Consider the following 19,828-nt stretch of genomic DNA (forward strand, 5'->3'; position numbering starts at 1 on the left):
GTCAGCTCCAGCCGGCTTTGGTCTTGCGACTGGAATACAGCGCCAGCAACACCAGGAACGAGAACACCAGCATTGCCCCGGCGAGCCAATGGGCCTGGGCATACTCCATGGCCTCGACGTGGTCGTAGATCTGCACCGACACCACCCGGGTCTTGTCCGGGATGTTGCCGCCGATCATCAGCACCACGCCGAACTCACCCACGGTGTGGGCAAAACCCAGTATTGCGGCGGTGATGAAGCCGGGGCGCGCCAGGGGCAGGATCACCGTGAAAAAGGTATCCCAAGGGTTGGCGCGCAAGGTCGCCGCCACCTCCAGCGGGCGAGTGCCGATCGCTGAAAAGGCATTTTGCAGCGGCTGGACCACGAAGGGCATGGAATAGATCACCGAGCCGATCACCAGGCCGGTAAAACTGAAGGTCAGTGTGCCCAGGCCCAGGGCCTGGGTGAACTGGCCGAGAAAGCCGTTGGGGCCCAGGGTCAGCAGCAGGTAGAAGCCGATGACGGTGGGGGGCAGCACCAGGGGCAGGGCGACGATTGCCCCGACCGGGCCGCGCAACCAGGAGCGGGTGCGCGACAGCCATAACGCGATGGGAGTGCCGATGATCAGCAAAATCACGGTCGTCAGGGACGCCAGCTTGAAGGTCAGCCAGATGGCGGCGAAATCGGCACTCGATAAGGTCATTTAGAGCTGGTAACCATAGGACTGGATGATGGCCGCGGCTTTAGGGCCCTTGAGGTAGTCAACCAGGGCCTTGGCGGCCGGGTTGTCCTTGCCTTTGTTGAGGATGACTGCGTCCTGCTTGATCGGATCATGCATCTCGGCCGGCACGATCCACGCCGAACCGCCGGTGACTTTGCCGTCTTTATAGATCTGCGACAAGGCGACGAAGCCGATTTGTGCATTGCCGGTGGAGACGAACTGGTAGGCCTGGGTGATGTTCTGGCCTTCGACGATCTTGGCCTTGACCTTGTCGGTCAGGCCCAGCTTGGCCAGGACCTGGGTCGCGGCCAGGCCGTAGGGCGCGGCTTTCGGGTTGGCGATGGACAGGTGCTGGTACTGGTTGTCGGCGAGCACCTGGCCCTTGGCGTCGACGTAACCCGCTTTGGCTGACCACAGCGCCAGGGTGCCAATGGCGTAGGTGAAACGCGAGCCCTTGACGATGTCGCCTTCGTTTTCGAGTTTTTGCGCAGTGCTGTCGTCCGCCGCCAGGAACACCTCAAACGGCGCGCCGTTCTTGATCTGGGTATAGAACTGGCCCGTGGCGCCATAAGCGGCCACCAGCTTGTGCCCGGTGTCTTTCTCGAAGTCGGCGGCAATTGCCTGGATCGGCGCGGTGAAGTTGGCCGCCACCGCCACCTGGACCTCATCGGCGTGTGCCGAACCCAGGGCCAACACGGCGATCAGGGACGCCAGGCAAGTAGGTGCGAAACGTGAGACACGAATAGTCATGAAGCGGCTCCGAGAGGGGGTGGTGAAACGCTGTATAGCGGAATATATAGCGAATCAGCGACGAACGGAACTCTCCCAGGCGCGATGGTCACGAAGTTGTATACAATTTTCTTGCCGCGCCGCGCCTTTAGCAGCTGCCGTGCCCGCGAGGCTGCGTTAACGGTCGCAGGCCGTTCGTTGGAGTTGGCAATACCCGCTGGGGGTCGCTGCGCAACCCAACGCAGCCTGCGGCAGCTGCTACGGGACCTTAGCGGCGGGTCAGCAGGGCCAACGCTTCTTCGGCCAGGCGCCGGGTCAGTTCGCCGGTGGGCAGTTCGATGCCCAGGTGCACGGCTTGGCCGGCCCACAGGTTGCTGAAGTCCGCTTCGCCCTGGGCGCGCAACGGCAGCAACGCGCCACCGGCCAGCGGGAAGGCCGGGGCTTGAGCGCAGATGGGGCCGAGTTCGCGCATCACCCGATTGATAATGCCGCGGGCCGGGCGCCCGGTGAAAATGTTGGTGAGCGCGGTGTCGCTGTCCTTGGCGGTCCGCAAGGCGCGGTAGTGCGAGGCGCTGACCTTGGCTTGCGGGGTGAACAGGTAGGCGGTGCCCAGTTGCACGGCCGAGGCGCCGAGGGCGAACGCCGCCGCAATGGCGCGGGCATCGCCAATGCCGCCGGCAGCGATCACCGGCACGCTGACCGCGTCGACCACCTGCGGCACCAGGGCCAAGGTACCGACCTGGCTGCTCAGGTCCTCGCTGAGGAACATCCCGCGATGGCCGCCGGCCTCGTAGCCCATGGCGATGATCGCGTCGCAGCCATGCTGTTGCAACCAGATTGCCTCATCCACCGTGGTCGCCGACGACAGCACTTTGGCGCCGGTGGCCTTGACCCGTTCGAGCAGGGATTTTTCCGGCAGGCCGAAGTGAAAGCTCACCACTTTCGGGCGAAATTCCTCGACCACCGCACACGCGGCAGCGTCGAAGGGCGCGCGGTTGGAGACCGGCGTCGGCGCCTCGAAATCCACCCCGAGTTCACGGTAGTAGGGTTCCAGCAGCTGTTTCCATTGCTGCGCGCGTAACTCGTCGGCTACCGGCGGTTGATGACAGAAGAAGTTCACATTGAACGGACGCTGGCTGTGTTGGCCGATGATCGTCAGTTCTTCGCGCAACTGCTCGACACTCAGCATCGCGGCCGGCATCGAGCCCAGACCGCCGGCGTTGCTGGCCTCGATGACCATGGCCGAGCCGGTCGCGCCGGCCATGGGGGCCTGGATGATCGGCAACTCGATGCCGAGCAGGTCAAGAATGCGAGTGTCTGGCCATTGGCTCATCAGCAGTGCGCTCCGGTTGAAAATCGGGTGGGAGGGCTTGGCATCTTCAACTGCCAGCCATTGGCGGTCTTTGGGTAGAAGCCGTCGCCGAGGGCGAAAATCATAAACTTCTCGTGTAACGTCGGTGATGAATTTTTTAACAGTTTGATCAAGGAGGATGGGTTCATGAGCATCAAACAACTGGAAGTGCTGCCGTTTAATGTGTCGGGTTTGCGCGTGCGCACGCTCAACGCGGCCGAGCAACAGACGGCAACTGCGCGTATCGGACCGATGTGGGGGCGTTTTTTTAGCGAAGGCCTGTACGAAAAAATACCGGGTAAAACCCCCGACTCCCTGGTGTATGGCGTGTACAGCAACTATGAGTCGGACGCGAGCGGCTCGTTTGATGTGCTGGCCGGGGTCAGGGTCAATGAGCCCGCGACTGAATACCCAAGCATCGAGGTGCAAGGCGGGCAATACCTGGTGTTCGATGCCCAGGGTGCGATGCCGGGCGCAGTGATCGAGGCCTGGGGCCGGGTGTGGGAGTACTTTGAGGCGCATCCACAGATCAAGCGCCGCTTCGCCACTGACTTCGAGGCCTACACCGGTCCCGACAGCGTGGCGGTGCACATCGGGATTTTCTAGGGCTGGTTTTCCCGCGCGAGCAATTGCCGCTTGCGCTCCACTCCCCAGCGGTAGCCCGAGAGCTCGCCGTCGCTGCGTACCACCCGGTGGCAGGGAATCGCCACCGCCAGGTGGTTGGCGCCGCAGGCCTGGGCCACCGCGCGAAAGGCCTTGGGCGCTCCGATCCGCTGGGCGATTTCGGCGTAGCTGGCGGTACTGCCCGGCGGAATCTCGCGCAGGGCCATCCATACTCGCTCCTGAAAGGCCGTGCCACGCACATCCAGCGGCAAGTCCAGGCCGAGGGCAGGCGCTTCGATAAACCCGACGACTTGGGCCACCCAATGCTCGAAGTCCGGCTCGGCGCCGATCAACGTTGCCTGGCTAAAGCGCTGCTGCAGGTCTTCGACCAGTGCGTTGGGGTCGTCGCCGAGGAGAATCGCACACACCCCACGTTCACTGCGCGCCACCAGGATTGCTCCCAGGGAGCATTGGCCGACGGCAAAGCGGATCTCGGTGTTCTGCCCCGAGGCGCGGAAGTCGCGGGGTTTCATGCCGAGCAGATGGTCGGCAGTTTCATAAAAGCGGCTGTTGGAGTTGAAGCCGGCGTCGTACAGCGCCGCGGTCACGGAGTCGGCGGACTCCAGCCGTTCACGCACCCGCCGCGAACGCTGGGCGGTGGCGTAGCCCTTGGGCGTGAGACCGGTGACGGCCTTGAACACCCGATGAAAATGAAACGGGCTCAGGTTTGCGCTGGCCGCCAGCTCGCCGAGGCTGGGTGGGCTCTCGGCCTGCTCGATCTGCCGGCACGCAGCAGCCACCAGGGTCGCATGCTGGGTGGCGACCAGGGACTGGTCCGCCGCCGCCCGCTTGCTCGCGCGAAAACCCGCGGCCAGGGCTTGCTCCTCAGTGTCGAAGAACACCACGTTCTGTGGTTTGGGCAGGCGCGCCAGGCTGCTGGGACGACAGTAGATCCCGGTGGTCTTGACCCCGTAGACGAACTGCCCGTCGGCGCGCGGGTCGCGGGCCACGACCGCTGCCCAGCGCGGGTCTTGCTCGATACTGTGTTTGGCTTGGGACATCACGCGCCACCCTGTGAAGATTTGCCTCAGGGTAACCGCTGCGACGACACAGGGCACCCGGCGGCTTGCGCTCGAATTCGCGGTTTCAGCCGGCAGTGCGCAGGGTGAAGTTGATGCGCTGGGCACCCAGTTGCGGATGCAGTCCGTCCTTGAGCGGCAGCACCCCGTGATAACGCAAACGATCGACGCCGCCCCAGACCACAATGTCGCCGTGAAACAACGGCACCCGCTGGCTCCTGTCGCTGCGTTGCATGCCGCCGAACAGGAACATCGCCGGCAGGCCCAGGGAGATCGAGACGATGGGCGGCTCGTAGGAAGCTTCGTTACGGTCCTGATGCAACGACATCTTCGCCCCTGGCAGGTAGCGGTTGATCAGGCAGGCATCGGGGGCAAAATCGGCAAAACCGGCCTCGCTCGCGGCGCATTGTGCCAACTCCCGGAACACCTCCGGCATCGGTGGCCAGGGCCGGCCGGTGACAGGGTCGAGCGGGGTGTAGCGGTAGCCGCTGCGATCGGTGGTCCAGCCGAGTGCGCCGCAATTGCTCAAGCCGACCGACATGGTGAAGCCGCCGGGGGTGAGCATGTTGCGAAACGGCGCTGCCTTCAGCGTTTGCTCCAGTGCCGCGAGCAGCCGCGGCACCCAGGGCAGGGCGAAGCCGCGCAGCACGAATGCCTGGGAGCCGAGCTGTTCGGTTCGCGCCGGTTGCTGGTCGGCGTCGGCAAACAGGTCGAGGGTGGTCGGGCCCAAGGGCTCACTGTGCATCGTGGAAGATCACTCCCAAGGTATGTCGTTGACCGCTGTGCAGGCGACTGACGCCATGGCGCAGGTTGACCCGGCAGTCGCCGCGAGCCCCGGCCACGGGTCGTTGATGCACCGCAAAAATCAGCGCATCACCTTGTTCCAGGTGCATCACCATGGGGCGTGACTGCATCCGCGGGCGTTGTTCAGTGAGCACCAGCTCGCCTCCCGTGAAGTCTAGCTCGGGCGCTGACAGCAGAATCGCCACTTGCAGGGGAAATACATGCTCGCCGTACAGGTCCTGGTGCAAACAGTTGTAGTCCCCTGCAGCGTATTGCAGCAACAGCGGTGTCGGACGTCGCTGGCCGGCGTCATGGCAGCGTTGCAGGAAGGCCGGATGTGCCTGGGGAAAGCGGCCGGGCAAGCCCATGCGCACCTGCCAACGATTGGCCAAAGGCACCAGTCGCGCATACAGGGCGCTGCGCAATGGCTGCACCGGCTCGGGCAACGGGTAGTCGAAGTATTGATACTCGCCACGGCCGAAACCGTGCCTGGCCATCACCACCCGGGAGCGAAACAACCCGGGCTTGTCGTACATCGCCCGCAGGTCCTGGCATTCCCGGGTACCCAGCAGGCCGGGGACGATGGCACAGCCGTCCTGATCGAGACTGTGCTCCAGTGAGGGCCAGGGCAGGTTGTCGATACGTTCGAGCAGCGACGGTTGGTGCGCTGCGGCGAGGTCGTTGGGCAAAGGGGGATGCAGGGAAGATGCGCGCATTGCCGGCTCCAGGGCCTAGGTCGAGGAGGGCCAGTCTGGGCCGCTCGACACGAGGCAACACTCCGCAGCTTGCGGTCAAATTGTGCAGGTATTGCCGAGCGCCGGGCGGCTTACAGCGCCTTGCTCACGCTGATATCGCTGATCACGTCCGGGCTGTCGCCATGGATCGCGGCCAGCGCGGCCTTGGCCTCGTCTTCGGTGCCATTTACCAGTTGGGCGAACTCGAAGCGACGCTCGCCGTTGAGTTTGTACTTGATGACGTACTTGGTCGTTGGAGTCACGGGTGTACCTGTCTGTCGCGGAGCGGGCGGGGTGTCAGCTGAACTTGGAGCTGGACCGGCGAACGATCTTGATCGAGTGGGTCAGCGTTGGCTTGCGGGTCACGCTGATCGCCCGGCTGGTGACCGTGTCGATGGTGATGTTCCAGAAACCGGTGCTGGGTGCGGTGATTCTCGCCGGGAAGGTGTCGAATGCGCCGCCGTGGTAAGAGTGACGACCGCCGTTCTTGAAGCTGCGGAAGTTGGCGTCGCTCATCAGGCGGATGTTGCAGGTTTGCGAGCATTGAATGACGACGATGTCATCTTCGTTGAGGTGCTCGCGCTGGTGGATAAATTTCATGGGCGCCTCCAGAAGGGCTTTTTCTAGCAAATCAAAACGATAGCATGGACGATGGCCCAGTTTATCAGCGAAGGCTGTGCAAAAGCGGACCGCTGAGAGCCGGTTTGACAATTAAAAACAGTTATCCGCAATTATTTGCGCCATAAAGTACGGCAGGCCGGAGAAAAAGCGCATTTGCGCTGTCCGAGGGTCTTTATTGGAGGATTTGTATGAAGCAGGGCGTTTTGTTGCTGGCATTGGTGATGAGTGGATGTGCGACAGTCTCGGACATCAATCAGACCCCGCCCACCATGAACGTGATTTCAGGGAAGAAGCCGCAGGAATATGCCAACTGTGTCGCCGAGAAGCTGGCCAAGAGCCGGGGCGCGGTGCAAATGGAACCCCACAAGGATGGCATGCGGGTCATCGTCCCCGGCAAGCTGTCGACCGACCCGGCAGCGGTGTTCGACATCGAAGAGCGGTCCGGCGGCAGTAGCATCAAGCTGCATGAGAGCTTGTCCAATGTGCCGATGCGTCCGGGTGACATCGGGGTTGCCGCCAACGAGTGCATTTCCGGCTAAGGCCAGGCAACCAGCGGCCACGCCACTCACAAGCCCGCCCCGGACCTTCCCGGCTCGGGCTTTTTTATGCCCGGACATAATTGACGGACACCGAACACCCTGTGGAATGAGGCTGCTCGCGATGATCGTCAACGATGACGCACATTGCCTGGGCGGTTGAGATAGCCGTCACAATCACTTACTCTTTATATGCTTATGCAAACTAAGTCTAAGCTTATAACTAGAAAAAGAGGGTTAGAGATGGATTTCAAACCGACCGTATTGGGCAGCCTGATGCTCATTGCTGTCAGCGTCGTGAATGCCGACGACGGACAGAAAATCTATACCCAGGGTGGTGCGTTGCCTGCCGCTACTGCCTGCTTTGCCTGCCATGGTGCCGATGGCATGGGCATGCCGGCCGCCGGATTTCCCCGGCTGGCCGGTTTGTCGGCGGGGTACCTGAGTAAACAACTGGCGGACTTTCGCAGTGGCTCGCGGGTCAGCCCGGTGATGCAGCCGCTGGCCAAGGCGCTGAGCGAAGGCGAGATCCAGGCGGTTACCAGCACCCTGGCGGCCATGCCCGCGCCGGCCACCCCGCAAGTGACACGCAACACCACGCCGACAGAACCGGGCGCGCGGCTGGCCTTGCGCGGTGCCTGGGATCGGCAGATTCCCGAGTGCGTGATGTGTCACGGCCCCGGTGGGGTGGGCGTGGGCACGGCGTTTCCGCCACTGGCCGGGCAGTCGGCCAGTTACCTGGTCGGGCAATTGAACGCCTGGCGTGACGGCACCCGGCACAACGACCCCAATGATCTGATGGGGCACATCGCCAAATCCCTGACCCCGGACGAAATCAAGGCGGTCGCCGACTACTTTGCGACACTGGGCAGCCAGGAGGCCAAGCCATGAAATTCCTATCCTTCGCCCCATTGGCCCTGGCACTGGCCAGTCTCAACGGGTATGCCGCCCAGACCGTGATGGACGATCAGTCCGAACTGAAGATCCCGGCAGCCACTAGCGCAAAAGTCGAGTATTTCCAGGCACCGGCCGAGCATGAGTTGCCGGACAACGCCTTTGGCAAGCTGGTGCGTCAGGGCCACAGCCTGTTTGTCGACACCAAGCGCCAGGCCCCGGCGTATGTCGGCAATGGCCTCAATTGCAGCAACTGCCACTTGGACCAGGGCCGTTTACCCAACTCTGCGCCGTTGTGGGGGGCTTACCCGATGTACCCGGCGTATCGCAAGAAAAACGACAAGGTCAATACCTTCGCCGAGCGCCTGCAAGGCTGTTTCGAGTTCAGCATGAACGGCAAGCCGCCAGCGGCCGACGGCCCGGAAATCAGCGCGTTGTCGGCTTATGCCTACTGGCTGGCGACCAAGGCACCGATTGGCGTCGAACTGCCGGGGCGCGGTTATCCGGAAGTCAAGCAACCGGCCAAGGGCTACGACATCGCCCAGGGCGCACAGGTCTACAAGGCCCAGTGTGCGGTGTGCCACGGTGACAGCGGCCAGGGACAGAAAGTCGGCGAGGACTACGTGATGCCGCCGCTCTGGGGTAAGGACTCCTACAACTGGGGAGCGGGCATGCACCGCATCAATACCGCGGCGTCGTTCATTCAATACAACATGCCCCTGGGCAAGGCGCAGAGCCTCAGCGATCAGCAGGCGTGGGACGTGGCGGCGTTCATCAACAGCCATGAACGGCCTCAGGACCCACGGCTGATCGACGGCTCCGTAGAGAAGACCCGAGTGAAGTTCCATGCCAACGATGGGGTCAATCTGTATGGGCAAACCGTTGATGGCGTACTGATTGGCCAAGGCATCCGGTAAACTGTCGTCCAACGACACAATGCCGTCCTGGGCGCGATGCCGGTTGAGCAGCATCGGGCCCTGGGCGGCATTGTCATCAATGGAGCAGGCAATGAAGCGTGAGCAAGTCCGAGAGCGGCATGCAGAGGGTCACATCTCTGCCACCCATGTGATCCAGAATCCGGCGACCCCGGGGGAATGGATCGTGTTTTTCAAGAAAAGTGCAGGACGCAGTTTTTTCCTGGTGGACGACAACGACGAGGTCGAGTCCTTCACCCATCTGGATGACCTGGTCGAGACCGTACGCGGCCTGGGCATCAAGTTCGCGGAAATTCACATGTAACGGCCCAGAGCCTAGTTACACACCACCACTACGCTGCGACTCTTGTAGTTGCCGACATCCGCACCCAGGGTCTTGTCGCTTTCCTTGAGCGCTGGCGTACCCTCGGTGCCGACAATCTTGTAGCCAGTACCGGCGCAGGACGCATCGGCTTTTTCGTAGCAGGTGGCCCAGGAATTGGCTTCGCCCGAACAATCGATCGACAAGCCTTGCTGGCCATCGTCCAGATACGTCTTGGACGCCGTGGCACAACCACTCAAGACCAGTACCGCCATCACAGCCAGGGTTATTTTCATCGGATCGTTGCCATCAGGGGGGGAGGGGCGTCAGGCGCAGAGAAGGCCTGGTAGCGAGAGGTTATAGCGAATGGCCATTTCGGTACAGACAAACACAAAAAAGCCCTGCACAGGGCAGGGCTGTTTGACCAGGCACCTTACTCGGGCTTGGCCCCTCGACGCTTGGGAGCGGGCGGGGTGTCTTGCAGCACCGACGCCACTTCAATGGCCATGGCTTCAGTGGGGAAAGGCCCGGCGATGTTTTCGCCACCGGCGCTGTCGACCCACCATTGACCGTCTTTGGCCTTGTTGATCAGGTAACCGTTCACGCTTTTTGCTGCCGACATCTATCTGCCTCGTTGGCTGGTTCAATTGCTCAATGATAGCGGTAAATGTGCCTGAGGGTCTTCCCTGGTCTAAAGTGAAGCCTTTGCGGAACTATCCTCAAGATTATTTCTCTATGATGGCATCGGTTAGCCAGTGCGGGGCATTGTAAGGTGCACGCCGCCTGATTAGACTGCGCCGAAACTCGTACACACAGCCCTTTCAAGGACTTTTATGATCAAGAAATGCTTGTTCCCAGCAGCCGGTTACGGTACTCGCTTCCTGCCAGCGACGAAGGCCATGCCTAAAGAAATGCTGCCGGTGGTGAACAAGCCACTGATCCAGTACGGCGTCGAAGAAGCATTGGACGCTGGCCTGACCGAAATCTCGATCGTCACCGGTCGCGGCAAGCGCGCCCTGGAAGACCACTTCGACATCAGCTACGAGCTGGAAAACCAGATCAAGGGCACTGACAAAGAGAAGTACCTGGTCGGTATCCGTAAACTGCTAGACGAATGTTCGTTCTCCTACACCCGTCAGACCGAAATGAAGGGCCTGGGCCACGCGATCCTTACCGGTCGTCCATTGATCGGCGACGAACCCTTCGCCGTAGTGCTGGCGGACGACTTGTGCGTCAACCTGGAAGGTGACGGCGTCCTGACCCAGATGGTCAAGCTGTACAAGCAGTACCGCTGCACCATCGTCGCGATCCAGGAAGTCGACCCGCAGGAAACCCACAAGTACGGGGTGATCGCCGGTGACCTGATCGGTGACGACCTGTACCGCGTGCGCAACATGGTGGAAAAACCAAAACCTGAAGATGCGCCGTCGAACCTGGCCATCATCGGTCGTTACATCCTGACCCCGGACATCTTCAAGCTGATCGAAGAAACCGAGCCGGGCAAGGGTGGCGAGATCCAGATCACCGACGCCCTGATGAAACAGGCGCAAGACGGTTGCGTGATTGCCTACAAGTTCAAGGGCACCCGTTTTGACTGCGGCGGCGCCGAAGGCTACATCGAAGCCACCAACTTCTGCTTCGAGCACTTCTACAAGACGGGCAAGGCGTACTGATAACGTCTGGGCGTCCCGTTCTGAAAAGCCACCTTCGGGTGGCTTTTTCATTTTTCAAGCGCGTATTGTTCGCGGCGCTGACCCGCACTGCGCCAGCAGGTATGCTGGTGCCCTGCCGAGGAGATAGAAATGGCCTACGATTTTGACCTGTATGTGATTGGCGCCGGTTCCGGCGGTGTACGCGCGGCACGCTTCGCCGCCGGTTTTGGCGCGAAAGTCGGCGTGGCCGAGAGCCGCTATCTGGGCGGCACCTGCGTCAACGTGGGGTGCGTGCCGAAGAAATTGCTGGTGTACGGCGCACACTTTGCCGAAGACTTCGAGCAGGCTGCGGGCTTCGGCTGGAGTCTGGACCAGGCGCAGTTCGACTGGGCGACGCTGATCGCCAACAAGGACCGCGAGATCAACCGTCTCAACGGTATCTATCGCAATCTGCTGGTCAACAGCGGCGTGACCCTGCATGAAGGCCACGCCCGGATCGTCGCGCCCCATACCGTAGAGATCAATGGTGAGCGCTTCAGTGCCAAGCATATCCTGATCGCGACCGGCGGCTGGCCGCAGATCCCGCAGATCCCCGGGGCCGAGCACGCCATCAGTTCCAACGAGGCGTTTTTCCTCAAGACCCTGCCCAAGCGTGTGCTGGTGGTGGGTGGCGGTTACATCGCCGTCGAGTTCGCCGGGATCTTCCACGGCCTGGGCGCGTCGACGTCCTTGCTGTATCGCGGTGACCTGTTCCTGCGCGGCTTCGACGGTGCGGTGCGCAAGCACCTGCAAGAGGAGCTGACCAAGCGTGGCATGGACCTGCAGTTCAATGCCGACATCGAGCGCATCGACCGGCAAGCCGATGGCAGCCTGAGCGTGACCCTTAAGGATGGCCGCAAGTTGGAAACCGATTGCGTGTTCTACGCCACAGGCCGGCGGCCGATGCTGGATAACCTGGGGCTGGAAAATACCGCGGTCAAGCTCGACCAGAAAGGCTTCGTCGAGGTCGACGAGCTGTACCAGACCGCTGAGCCGTCGATCCTGGCGATTGGCGATGTCATCGGTCGCGTGCAACTGACGCCGGTGGCCCTGGCCGAGGGCATGGCTGTTGCGCGTCGTCTGTTCAAGCCCGAGCAGTATCGCCTGGTGGATTACCAGATGATCCCGACCGCCGTGTTCAGCTTGCCGAACATCGGCACTGTTGGCCTCACGGAAGAACAGGCCCGCGAGGCAGGCCATGAGGTGCAGATTTTTGAAAGCCGGTTCCGGCCGATGAAGCTGACCCTGACCGAGTGTCAGGAGCGCACGCTGATGAAGCTGGTGGTCGACGCCAAGACCGACAAGGTCCTGGGTTGCCATATGGTCGGTCCGGAGGCGGGCGAAATCGTCCAGGGCCTGGCGATTGCCTTGAAGGCCGGCGCCACCAAGCGCGACTTCGACGAAACCATCGGCGTGCACCCGACGGCCGCCGAAGAGTTCGTCACCATGCGCACGCCAGTGGCCGGTTAAGGTTTTTTCGACTGCTTAGAAGCCGGGCTTGGGACCGGGACCGGGACCGGCGCCGGCTCCAGCGCAGCTTGCGTGGCCACCGCCAGATGCAGTGCCTGCAGGCTGGCTTCGGCGCTAGCGGCTCGCAGTTCCAGCTCCGCGTTGGCGTGCAGTTGCTCGGCGGCTGCCTGCTTGGCACTGGTGCTTTCCAGCACTGCGACCCGCAGGCGTTCCTGCAACAGGGTGGCTTCGGCTTCGTGGCGGCGGATCTGTTCCTGGGCTTGGGCCTGGCGGGTCTCGCTGTGCTTGAGTTGATCCTGCAACAGGTGCAACTCACGCACGGTGCCGCGGTTCTCGGTCAGCAGGCGTTCGTTATCGCGGTTGAGCTGGGTGATCTCATCCTGGCGGACCATGGCGCTTTGCTGGGCCTGGCGCAGTTCCATCTGGATCTGCTGCACTTGGCCTTCATGGCGCCGCTGTTCCTGCTCGCGCTGGTCCTTGATAGCCTCGCGATAGTGCTCCAGGGCGTCGCGAGCGTGCAGGTGTTTTTCTTCCAGTGAGCGGATCTGCTCATCCTTGTCATTCAAGCGCAGTTCAAAATCGCTGAGGGCCTGGCTCAAGCTGGCATTGCGAGTCTGTTCGCCCTGTAGCGACGCACGGGTGTCTTGCAAGGCTGCGGACTCACTGGCCAGGGTCGCGCCTTGGGTCTCCAATTGGCGAGTCAGTTGTGCCTGCAGTTGCAGGGCTTCGGCCAATTGGCTTTCGAGCGCCTTGCGCGCTTGCTCGAAACCTTCCTGGGCGTGATCGATGCGCTCCTGGCCCTGTTCCCTCAGGCGTTGCGCCAGGCGTGCTACCAGCCCGGTCAGTTCGTCATCGATCTGTTCCTGTGGCTCGCTCTGGCGGGCCGCAACCTCGTCATCCAGCTCCTTGAGGTAGCGATGAATAGTGGTTTTCGAACCGGTATTGCCCATCTCGATACGTACTGCATCAATGCTGGGGTTGTCGCCGCGCGCCAGGATCGCCAAGCGTGCCGCCTGTACTACAGCCTTGTTTATACCGCCCCGAGCCATGTTTTCTCCTGCCATTGCGTAATGTAGTACGTACTTTGTATGGGGGCGGAGTGTATCACGCGGCTAGGTACCGATTGGCGGCGCCGGATCTCGGTGTGGCGGGTCGAGGGCATTTCGTCGCTGAGACGGTTTTCTTCTATTAAGAGTGGTGGCTAATAGCGAAAACCAATGAGCGGCATCAGGTTTGCCAATGAGCCATCAGGCGATCGGTTGGGTAGGATTCACCTCATCAACTTTTCAACCCTGACGGAGAGTCAACGATGCCTATCATCAACAGCCAAGTTAAACCCTTCACCGCTACCGCTTACAAAAATGGCGATTTCGTACAAGTGTCGGACGCCGATCTGAAAGGCAAATGGTCTGTCGTATTCTTCTACCCGGCTGACTTCACCTTCGTTTGCCCAACCGAGCTGGAAGACCTGGCCGACAACTATGCCGAATTCCAGAAGCTGGGCGTCGAGATCTACAGCGTGTCCACCGACACCCACTTTGCCCACGCAGCCTGGCACAACACTTCGCCAGCCATCGGCAAGATCCAGTACACCATGATCGGCGACCCGACCCACGTCATCTCCCGCAACTTTGACGTGCTGATCGAAGAAGCTGGCCTGGCAGACCGTGGCACCTTCGTGATCAACCCTGAAGGCCAGATCAAAATCGTCGAGCTCAACGATGGCGGTGTAGGTCGTGACGCTTCCGAGTTGCTGCGCAAAATCAAGGCTGCCCAGTACGTCGCCGCTCACCCGGGCCAAGTCTGCCCAGCCAAGTGGAAAGAAGGCGAGGCCACCCTGGCACCGTCCCTGGACCTGGTCGGCAAGATCTGAGTCAGTGACTCGCGATACCCGGGCGGTACGCCGCACCTAAGTCAGCTGCACCGCCCTCAAGACGCCCGGGCGAGATTCGCTCGGGCGTTTTTTTTAGAATTGAACAAAGGAGATCGCCCGTATGTTGGACGCCAATCTTAAAGCCCAGTTGAAGTCATACCTGGAACGGGTCACCCAGCCGATCGAGATCGTTGCCTCCCTCGATGACGGTGCGAAATCCCAGGAAATGCTCGCATTGCTGCAAGACGTTGCCAGTCTTTCCAGCCAAATTACCTTGCTCGACAACGGTGCCGATGCACGCACGCCTTCGTTCTCGATCAACCGCCCAGGGGCCGATATCAGCCTGCGTTTTGCCGGCATCCCGATGGGCCACGAATTCACCTCCCTGGTGCTGGCCCTGCTGCAAGTCGGCGGCCACCCTTCGAAGGCCAGTGCCGAAGTGATCGAACAGATCCGCTCGCTCAAGGGTGAGTTCCACTTCGAGACCTACTTTTCGCTGTCCTGCCAGAACTGCCCGGACGTGGTCCAGGCGTTGAACCTGATGGCAGTGCTCAACCCCAATATTCATCACGTCGCCATCGACGGCGCGCTGTTCCAGGCCGAAGTCGACGAGCGCCAGATCATGGCCGTGCCCAGCGTTTACCTCAATGGTGTGAATTTCGGCCAGGGCCGCATGGGCCTGGAAGAAATCCTCGCGAAAATCGACACCAGCGGCATTGAGCGCCAGGCCGAGAAAATCAGCGCCAAGCCAGCCTTTGATGTGTTGGTGGTGGGCGGTGGCCCAGCCGGCGCGTCGGCCGCGATCTATGCGGCCCGTAAAGGCATTCGCACCGGCGTTGCCGCCGAGCGTTTCGGCGGTCAGGTGCTGGACACCATGGCGATTGAAAACTTCATTTCCGTACAGGAAACCGAAGGACCAAAACTGGCGGTGGCCCTGGAAGAACACGTCAAGCAGTACGACGTCGACATCATGAACCTGCAGCGGGCCGATGCCCTGGTGCCAGGCCAGAACGGCGAACCGCATCAGGTCAAATTCGCCAGTGGCGCTACCCTCAAGGCCAAGACGGTCATTCTGGCCACCGGCGCCCGTTGGCGCGAAATGAACGTGCCGGGCGAACAGCAATACCGCAACAAGGGCGTGGCCTACTGCCCGCACTGCGACGGCCCCTTGTTCAAGGGCAAGCGCGTGGCCGTGATCGGCGGCGGCAACTCCGGGGTCGAGGCAGCCATTGACCTGGCAGGGATCGTTGCCCACGTGACACTGCTGGAATTTGACGTGCAGTTGCGCGCCGATGCGGTCTTGCAACGCAAGTTGCACAGCTTGCCGAACGTCACCGTGATCACCAGTGCGCAAACCACTGAAGTCACTGGCGACGGCCAGAAGGTCAACGGCTTGCGTTACAAGGATCGTCAGTCTGGTGAGACCTTGAATGTCGAGCTCGAAGGTATCTTCGTGCAGATCGGCCTGCTGCCTAATACCGATTGGCTCAAAGGCACTGTCGAGCTGTCACCACGAGGCGAGATCATCGTCGATAACCGCGGTGAAACCTCGATTCCCGGGGTGTTTGCCGCCGGTGACGTGACCACCGTGCCGTACAAGCAGATCGTGATTGCAGTAGGCGAGGGCGCCAAGGCTTCGTTGAGCGCCTTCGACCACCTGATCCGCACCTCGGCCCCGGCTTAAACCACAGCGCTGCCCCTCTGTCTTTTGCGAGTGAGCCCGTCCAAAATCGATGTTGCCTGACCCACTGCCATCGCGGGCAAGCCCGCTCCCACAGGTTTGATGTGGGTGTATACAAAATCTGTGAGCAACCAAGTTCACTGTAGGAGCGAGCTTGCTCGCGATGAGGCCAGCACAGCCAACATTGATGTTGCCTGACACACCGCCATCGCGGGCGAGCCCGCTCCCACAGGTTTGATGTGGGTGTATACAAAATCTGTGAGCAACCAAGTTCACTGTAGGAGCGAGCTTGCTCGCGATGAGGCCAGCACAGCCAACATTGATGTTGCCTGACACACCGCCATCGCGGGCAAGCCCGCTCCCACAGGTTTGATGTGGTGTATACAGAATCTGTGAACAGCCAAAACCACTGTGGGAGCGGGCTTGATGTGGTGTATACAGAATCTGTGAGTAGCCAAAATCAGTGTGGGAGCGAGCGCCCGCTTGCGGCTTGCTCGCGATGAGGCCAGCTCACAGCCCGCGATGGCGGCAGCCTCAATGTTGGATGTACCGACCTCCATCGCGAGCAGACTTCCCTTACACCCCATGCTTGAGCTTGTTCCTACGCCAGCAGTGGCGCTGGCTGGATGATTTCGACCCAATAGGCATCCGGGTCCTTGATGAAGGCCAGGCTCTTCATGCGGCCGTCATTCAGGCGTTTCTGGAAATCACAGCCCAGGGCTTCGAAGCGTTCACAGGCGGCGCGGATGTCCGGTACCGAAATGCAGATGTGGCCAAAACCGCGCGGGTCGGTGTTGCCATTGTGGTAGGCGAAATCCGGGTCGTTCTCAGTACCGTGGTTGTGGGTCAACTCGAGAATCCCCGGGATCGACTTCATCCACTCGGTACGAGCCGCCGCGTCGGCCGGGATCTGGTTTTTGTCGACCAGGGCCAGGAAGTACAGGCTGAACTCGGCTTCCGGGAAATCGCGTTTTTCCACCAGGCTGAAGCCGAGGATACGAGTGTAGAAGTCCAGGGACTTGGTGATGTCCTTGACCCGCAGCATGGTGTGGTTGAACACAAATTGCTGGGTGGCAGTGTCAGGTTGGGCAGTGACGCCGGGGAAGGTGTTCAGGTCGTGCAGGCTCATGGGCCCTCCGGAAAATAAGTGGGGCAAACGACGCTCCAGCAGATAGAGCTGTCCTTGGGCTTGCGGTGCTCGAGGCTTCCATGCAGTGGGCCAATGATACGCAAGGGGCGGTGCCGGGCCAATGCACAAAGCTCCGGCTATTGCCTGCGGGCCCGGTCGGGGTCAGACTTTGGGCCTTTCCTCGCCAGTGTCTTGCCTGATGATCCGAACCATTCGATCCCTGTTGCTGTTAACCGGTCTGTTTGCCGCCGCTGCTGCTGCGCAACCCCAGCTCGCCGAGATCACCTGGCCTGATGGATGGCAGGCCCAGGCCCTGGAGCCAGAAGCCGCGCCGGAACCCGCGCCGGAAACCGCGCCGAGCGAGGCGCCGGCGAAGGTTTCACGCCAGCGCGCAGTGAAAAACGATGAGAACGGTGACACGATACTGGTCATGGAGTTGACCATGACCCAGGTTGAGGTCGGGCATGTGGTCAACTTGCAGGGGGTGTTGCTGGAAATGCGCAAGTCGATCCAGAAGGACTTCTTTCAGGGCGGCTACCAGAGTGTGTGCAACAAGATTCATCCGGCTACATTGAGTCGCCTGGCTGCCCTGGAAACCACCTGTACCATTACCCAGAACGGGCGTCATGTATTGTCGCAAACACTAGTGGCCGCGGTAGAGGCAGATAAAGCCTATGTTTTTTCCTACGCCGGACAAGCCGATGCGTACGCAGCAAGTCAGAAAGAAATACAGGCGCTGCGTGAAAGTTTGAAACTTTAGTTCCCGATTGCAGTGTTCACGACGCAATGGCGGGTGGCCAGTTCTTTGGCCGTAAGGACTAACTACAAAGTTAATTGTGTCGCCCCATGGTAGTTAGCGGTTTTTTTCGCTAGATCGGCGAGCTTCGTTACTTAAAATTCGTGTGGCATAAAAAAAGGTTCTTCACGGATTACCGGGAAAGACGCTCTTGATCTTCATGAAAAAGAATTCGCTGTCCCGGTAACCGTACGCCATCCGCTTGATGACCTTTATTCGATTGTTTATTCCTTCCAACTGACCGGTGTGCATCGGCCAGCGAACCCGGCTGACGATGCCCCGCCAGTAACCCTTTAGCCGTTTGGCGAACTGGATCAGAGCTGGTATTTCGCTTTCGTGCGCATGGCGCAGCCATTGCTTCCAGGCCGATCGCCAACCCCAGGCAGTACTCGGGGTCCAGAGTGTTTTGAGTTCAGCCTTCATCAAGTAGACCGTCATCAACGCTTGGTTGGCCGCCAGTAGATCCTCCAGGCGGACCTGTTGTTCCGGCGTTTTCAAGTTCTGCGGATTGCGCAGCAACAGCCATCGCGCCTGCTTGATGACCTTGCGGGCAGGCTTGTCGTGACGCAACCGGTTAGCCTCGTCGACGCGGACCCGATCAATCACCTCTCGGCCATATTTGGCCACCACATGGAAGAGGTCGTAGACCACTCGCGCGTTGGGACAGTGCTGACGAACCTCCAGGTCAAAAGCGGTGTTCATGTCCATCGCCACCGCTTCGATTCGAGCACAACCCTCTGGCCCCAGTTCTTCGAAGAAAGGCCTGATCGCTGCTCGGCTGCGACCTTCACCGATCCACAGCACTCGTCGTGTATCCGCATCCAGCACCACGCTGGCGTAACGATGACCTTTGAACAGGGCGAACTCGTCCATCACCAGACGTCGCGGTTGCGCCTTTGGCAAAACGCTCAACGCCGCTTGCAAGGCTCGACGCTCCAGCAACCGAACGGTGTCCCAGTGCAGCCCAAACAGTTGAGCCACGTGCAGTGTGGGAAGGCGCTCGCAGGCTTGAATGACCGCCTCGGCCAGACGCCGCGTCATGCGGGCATAGCGGTCCAGCCAACTGACGGCCTCCATACGTTTACCGCAGTCACGACAGCCAACACGCCTGAGCAACACGCTGAGGCGCACCGCACGGCCGAGAATCGGTAAATCGCGGACGGTCCGCTCGCAATACTCATGCGTGGTTGAACAGGGTTTTTGGCAGCCGCTACAGGAAGGGAACCGGGTGGCGTGGGGAATCAGGTCGATCTGAAGCGCGTCGCCATCAGGCTTGATGGTGACGACAGAAAAGCCCTCCCAAAAAGGAAGGAAAGTATTAATATCGCGCATAAGAACGCCGTTTTGTTAGATGTGTTTGCTCGCACGAACATCATCAATCAAATCGGCGTTCTTGTTTCTGTGTTTCCCGGGATTCCGTGAAGAACCTAAAAAAAGCCCTGCGTTGGCAGGGCTTTTCAAGGTGAGGTTCATGGCCCTCAAGCACGCAGCCAGGAATCAACGGTGCTGGCGCCGTATTGTTCCTTCCAGGCTTTCAGGCCGCGGTGATTGCCGCCTTTGGTTTCGATCAGTTCGCCAGTGTGCGGGTTTTGGTACACCTTGACCACGCGGGCGCGGCGGGTCTTGGGTGCCGCGGCTGGCTGCAGGCTAGCCTTGGCGTTGGGGTCGAGGATGGCGATAATGTCGCGCAGGCTCTTGCCATAGGTTTTCATCAAGCCCTGAAGCTTCTCTTCGAATTCGATTTCTTTCTTCAGCCCGGCGTCGTTCTTCAGTGATTCCAGCTGCGCAAGCTGCTCTTGAAGGGCCTTTTCAGCTGCACGAAATTCAGCGAGTCTGGACAATATCTTTACTCCAATAGTGTGTTTGGCTGAGACCAACCGCAAACAAAGCTATAAGCCAAGAGCCTTGAAGCGACTCGGTGA

Annotated in this window: 25 protein-coding genes; 11 read left to right on the top strand and 14 right to left on the bottom strand. The window is 60.6% G+C overall.

The window, feature by feature from the left end:
• Window position 1: 1 nt before the first annotated feature.
• The 3 genes from modB to PspS04_RS12180 all read right to left on the bottom strand — a co-directional run bounded on the left by modB (window position 2) and on the right by PspS04_RS12180 (window position 2,762).
• Entirely contained in the window at window positions 2-682 is a 681-nt protein-coding gene (gene modB, locus PspS04_RS12170) for a molybdate ABC transporter permease subunit (RefSeq protein ID WP_159995503.1), read from the bottom strand.
• On the bottom strand, window positions 683-1,450 hold the full coding sequence (modA, locus tag PspS04_RS12175) for a molybdate ABC transporter substrate-binding protein (protein WP_095168480.1): 768 nt from the start codon (window positions 1,448-1,450) through the stop codon (window positions 683-685).
• 247 nt (window positions 1,451-1,697) lie between these two features.
• Entirely contained in the window at window positions 1,698-2,762 is a 1,065-nt protein-coding gene (locus PspS04_RS12180; protein ID WP_095168478.1) for an NAD(P)H-dependent flavin oxidoreductase, read from the bottom strand.
• Between the two features lie 165 nt (window positions 2,763-2,927).
• On the opposite strand from PspS04_RS12180, the gene PspS04_RS12185 reads away from it, so the two are divergent.
• Entirely contained in the window at window positions 2,928-3,386 is a 459-nt protein-coding gene (locus PspS04_RS12185) for a GyrI-like domain-containing protein (protein ID WP_159995505.1), read from the top strand.
• On the opposite strand, the gene ada is transcribed toward PspS04_RS12185, so the two are convergent.
• The 5 genes from ada to PspS04_RS12205 form a co-directional block, all read right to left on the bottom strand.
• Window positions 3,383-4,444 carry a bifunctional DNA-binding transcriptional regulator/O6-methylguanine-DNA methyltransferase Ada gene (ada, locus tag PspS04_RS12190; protein ID WP_159995507.1) on the bottom strand — a complete coding sequence of 354 codons (1,062 nt, stop codon included), beginning with the start codon at window positions 4,442-4,444 and terminating at the stop codon, window positions 3,383-3,385. The genes PspS04_RS12185 and ada overlap by 4 nt on opposite strands.
• An 85-nt stretch (window positions 4,445-4,529) precedes the next feature.
• A complete protein-coding gene (gene alkB, locus PspS04_RS12195; protein WP_159995509.1) occupies window positions 4,530-5,207 on the bottom strand; it encodes a DNA oxidative demethylase AlkB in 678 nt (225 codons plus the stop codon).
• Window positions 5,197-5,961 carry a 2OG-Fe(II) oxygenase gene (locus PspS04_RS12200; protein ID WP_159995510.1) on the bottom strand — a complete coding sequence of 255 codons (765 nt, stop codon included), beginning with the start codon at window positions 5,959-5,961 and terminating at the stop codon, window positions 5,197-5,199. Before PspS04_RS12200 ends, alkB begins: the two co-directional genes overlap by 11 nt.
• Window positions 5,962-6,071: 110 nt before the next feature.
• The gene (locus PspS04_RS27515; protein WP_095168470.1) at window positions 6,072-6,242 is read right to left on the bottom strand and encodes a hypothetical protein; all 171 of its coding nucleotides are present in this window, start codon (window positions 6,240-6,242) and stop codon (window positions 6,072-6,074) included.
• A gap of 34 nt (window positions 6,243-6,276) precedes the next feature.
• Window positions 6,277-6,579, bottom strand: coding sequence for a DUF1883 domain-containing protein (locus tag PspS04_RS12205; protein WP_095168468.1), 303 nt, complete (start codon window positions 6,577-6,579; stop codon window positions 6,277-6,279).
• Window positions 6,580-6,788: 209 nt separating this feature from the next.
• Between PspS04_RS12205 and PspS04_RS12210 the strand changes: the two genes are divergently transcribed.
• From PspS04_RS12210 to PspS04_RS12225, 4 genes are all read left to right on the top strand, one after another.
• Entirely contained in the window at window positions 6,789-7,139 is a 351-nt protein-coding gene (locus PspS04_RS12210) for a hypothetical protein (RefSeq protein WP_159995512.1), read from the top strand.
• 240 nt (window positions 7,140-7,379) lie between these two features.
• Window positions 7,380-8,027 carry a c-type cytochrome gene (locus tag PspS04_RS12215; RefSeq protein WP_095168465.1) on the top strand — a complete coding sequence of 216 codons (648 nt, stop codon included), beginning with the start codon at window positions 7,380-7,382 and terminating at the stop codon, window positions 8,025-8,027.
• Window positions 8,024-8,947 carry a c-type cytochrome gene (locus tag PspS04_RS12220; RefSeq protein ID WP_095168464.1) on the top strand — a complete coding sequence of 308 codons (924 nt, stop codon included), beginning with the start codon at window positions 8,024-8,026 and terminating at the stop codon, window positions 8,945-8,947. The genes PspS04_RS12215 and PspS04_RS12220 overlap by 4 nt, the downstream gene beginning before the upstream one ends.
• A 91-nt stretch (window positions 8,948-9,038) precedes the next feature.
• A complete protein-coding gene (locus PspS04_RS12225; protein ID WP_095168462.1) occupies window positions 9,039-9,269 on the top strand; it encodes a hypothetical protein in 231 nt (76 codons plus the stop codon).
• 11 nt (window positions 9,270-9,280) lie between these two features.
• Here PspS04_RS12225 and PspS04_RS12230 read toward each other — a convergent pair whose 3' ends face one another.
• Both PspS04_RS12230 and PspS04_RS12235 read right to left on the bottom strand, forming a co-directional pair.
• Entirely contained in the window at window positions 9,281-9,562 is a 282-nt protein-coding gene (locus tag PspS04_RS12230) for a hypothetical protein (protein WP_159995514.1), read from the bottom strand.
• Window positions 9,563-9,699: 137 nt separating this feature from the next.
• Window positions 9,700-9,888 carry a hypothetical protein gene (locus tag PspS04_RS12235; RefSeq protein WP_159995516.1) on the bottom strand — a complete coding sequence of 63 codons (189 nt, stop codon included), beginning with the start codon at window positions 9,886-9,888 and terminating at the stop codon, window positions 9,700-9,702.
• A gap of 211 nt (window positions 9,889-10,099) precedes the next feature.
• Between PspS04_RS12235 and galU the strand changes: the two genes are divergently transcribed.
• Complete coding sequence (gene galU / locus PspS04_RS12240; protein WP_095108460.1) at window positions 10,100-10,939, top strand: UTP--glucose-1-phosphate uridylyltransferase GalU; 840 nt, start codon at window positions 10,100-10,102, stop codon at window positions 10,937-10,939.
• Between the two features lie 129 nt (window positions 10,940-11,068).
• A complete protein-coding gene (gene gorA, locus PspS04_RS12245; RefSeq protein ID WP_159995518.1) occupies window positions 11,069-12,427 on the top strand; it encodes a glutathione-disulfide reductase in 1,359 nt (452 codons plus the stop codon).
• Here gorA and PspS04_RS12250 read toward each other — a convergent pair.
• Window positions 12,424-13,476, bottom strand: a complete 1,053-nt coding sequence (locus PspS04_RS12250) for a DNA-binding protein (RefSeq protein ID WP_159995520.1) — start codon at window positions 13,474-13,476, stop codon at window positions 12,424-12,426. The genes gorA and PspS04_RS12250 overlap by 4 nt on opposite strands.
• A gap of 260 nt (window positions 13,477-13,736) precedes the next feature.
• Between PspS04_RS12250 and ahpC the strand changes: the two genes are divergently transcribed.
• Together ahpC and ahpF are read left to right on the top strand one after the other, a co-directional pair.
• Window positions 13,737-14,300, top strand: coding sequence for an alkyl hydroperoxide reductase subunit C (gene ahpC, locus PspS04_RS12255; protein ID WP_095168453.1), 564 nt, complete (start codon window positions 13,737-13,739; stop codon window positions 14,298-14,300).
• 121 nt (window positions 14,301-14,421) lie between these two features.
• Window positions 14,422-15,984 (top strand): alkyl hydroperoxide reductase subunit F, encoded by a 1,563-nt coding sequence (gene ahpF, locus PspS04_RS12260; protein WP_095168451.1) that lies wholly within the window; start codon window positions 14,422-14,424, stop codon window positions 15,982-15,984.
• A gap of 598 nt (window positions 15,985-16,582) precedes the next feature.
• Here the strand turns inward: ahpF and gloA are convergent.
• The gene (gene gloA / locus PspS04_RS12265; protein ID WP_095168449.1) at window positions 16,583-17,110 is read right to left on the bottom strand and encodes a lactoylglutathione lyase; all 528 of its coding nucleotides are present in this window, start codon (window positions 17,108-17,110) and stop codon (window positions 16,583-16,585) included.
• A gap of 199 nt (window positions 17,111-17,309) precedes the next feature.
• Between gloA and PspS04_RS12270 the strand changes: the two genes are divergently transcribed.
• Window positions 17,310-17,870 carry a DUF4946 domain-containing protein gene (locus tag PspS04_RS12270; RefSeq protein ID WP_159995522.1) on the top strand — a complete coding sequence of 187 codons (561 nt, stop codon included), beginning with the start codon at window positions 17,310-17,312 and terminating at the stop codon, window positions 17,868-17,870.
• Window positions 17,871-18,032: 162 nt separating this feature from the next.
• Here PspS04_RS12270 and PspS04_RS12275 read toward each other — a convergent pair whose 3' ends face one another.
• Window positions 18,033-19,229 (bottom strand): ISL3 family transposase, encoded by a 1,197-nt coding sequence (locus PspS04_RS12275; protein ID WP_237235012.1) that lies wholly within the window; start codon window positions 19,227-19,229, stop codon window positions 18,033-18,035.
• Between PspS04_RS12275 and PspS04_RS27775 the strand changes: the two genes are divergently transcribed.
• Complete coding sequence (locus tag PspS04_RS27775) at window positions 19,140-19,328, top strand: hypothetical protein (RefSeq protein WP_237235034.1); 189 nt, start codon at window positions 19,140-19,142, stop codon at window positions 19,326-19,328. The two genes, PspS04_RS12275 and PspS04_RS27775, sit on opposite strands and share 90 nt — an antisense overlap.
• Before the next feature lie 56 nt (window positions 19,329-19,384).
• On the opposite strand, the gene PspS04_RS12280 is transcribed toward PspS04_RS27775, so the two are convergent.
• On the bottom strand, window positions 19,385-19,747 hold the full coding sequence (locus PspS04_RS12280; RefSeq protein ID WP_095168446.1) for a histone-like nucleoid-structuring protein, MvaT/MvaU family: 363 nt from the start codon (window positions 19,745-19,747) through the stop codon (window positions 19,385-19,387).
• Between the last annotated feature and the right edge of the window lie 81 nt (window positions 19,748-19,828).

The organism is Pseudomonas sp. S04, from assembly GCF_009834545.1.
Taxonomy (GTDB): Bacteria; Pseudomonadota; Gammaproteobacteria; order Pseudomonadales; family Pseudomonadaceae; genus Aquipseudomonas.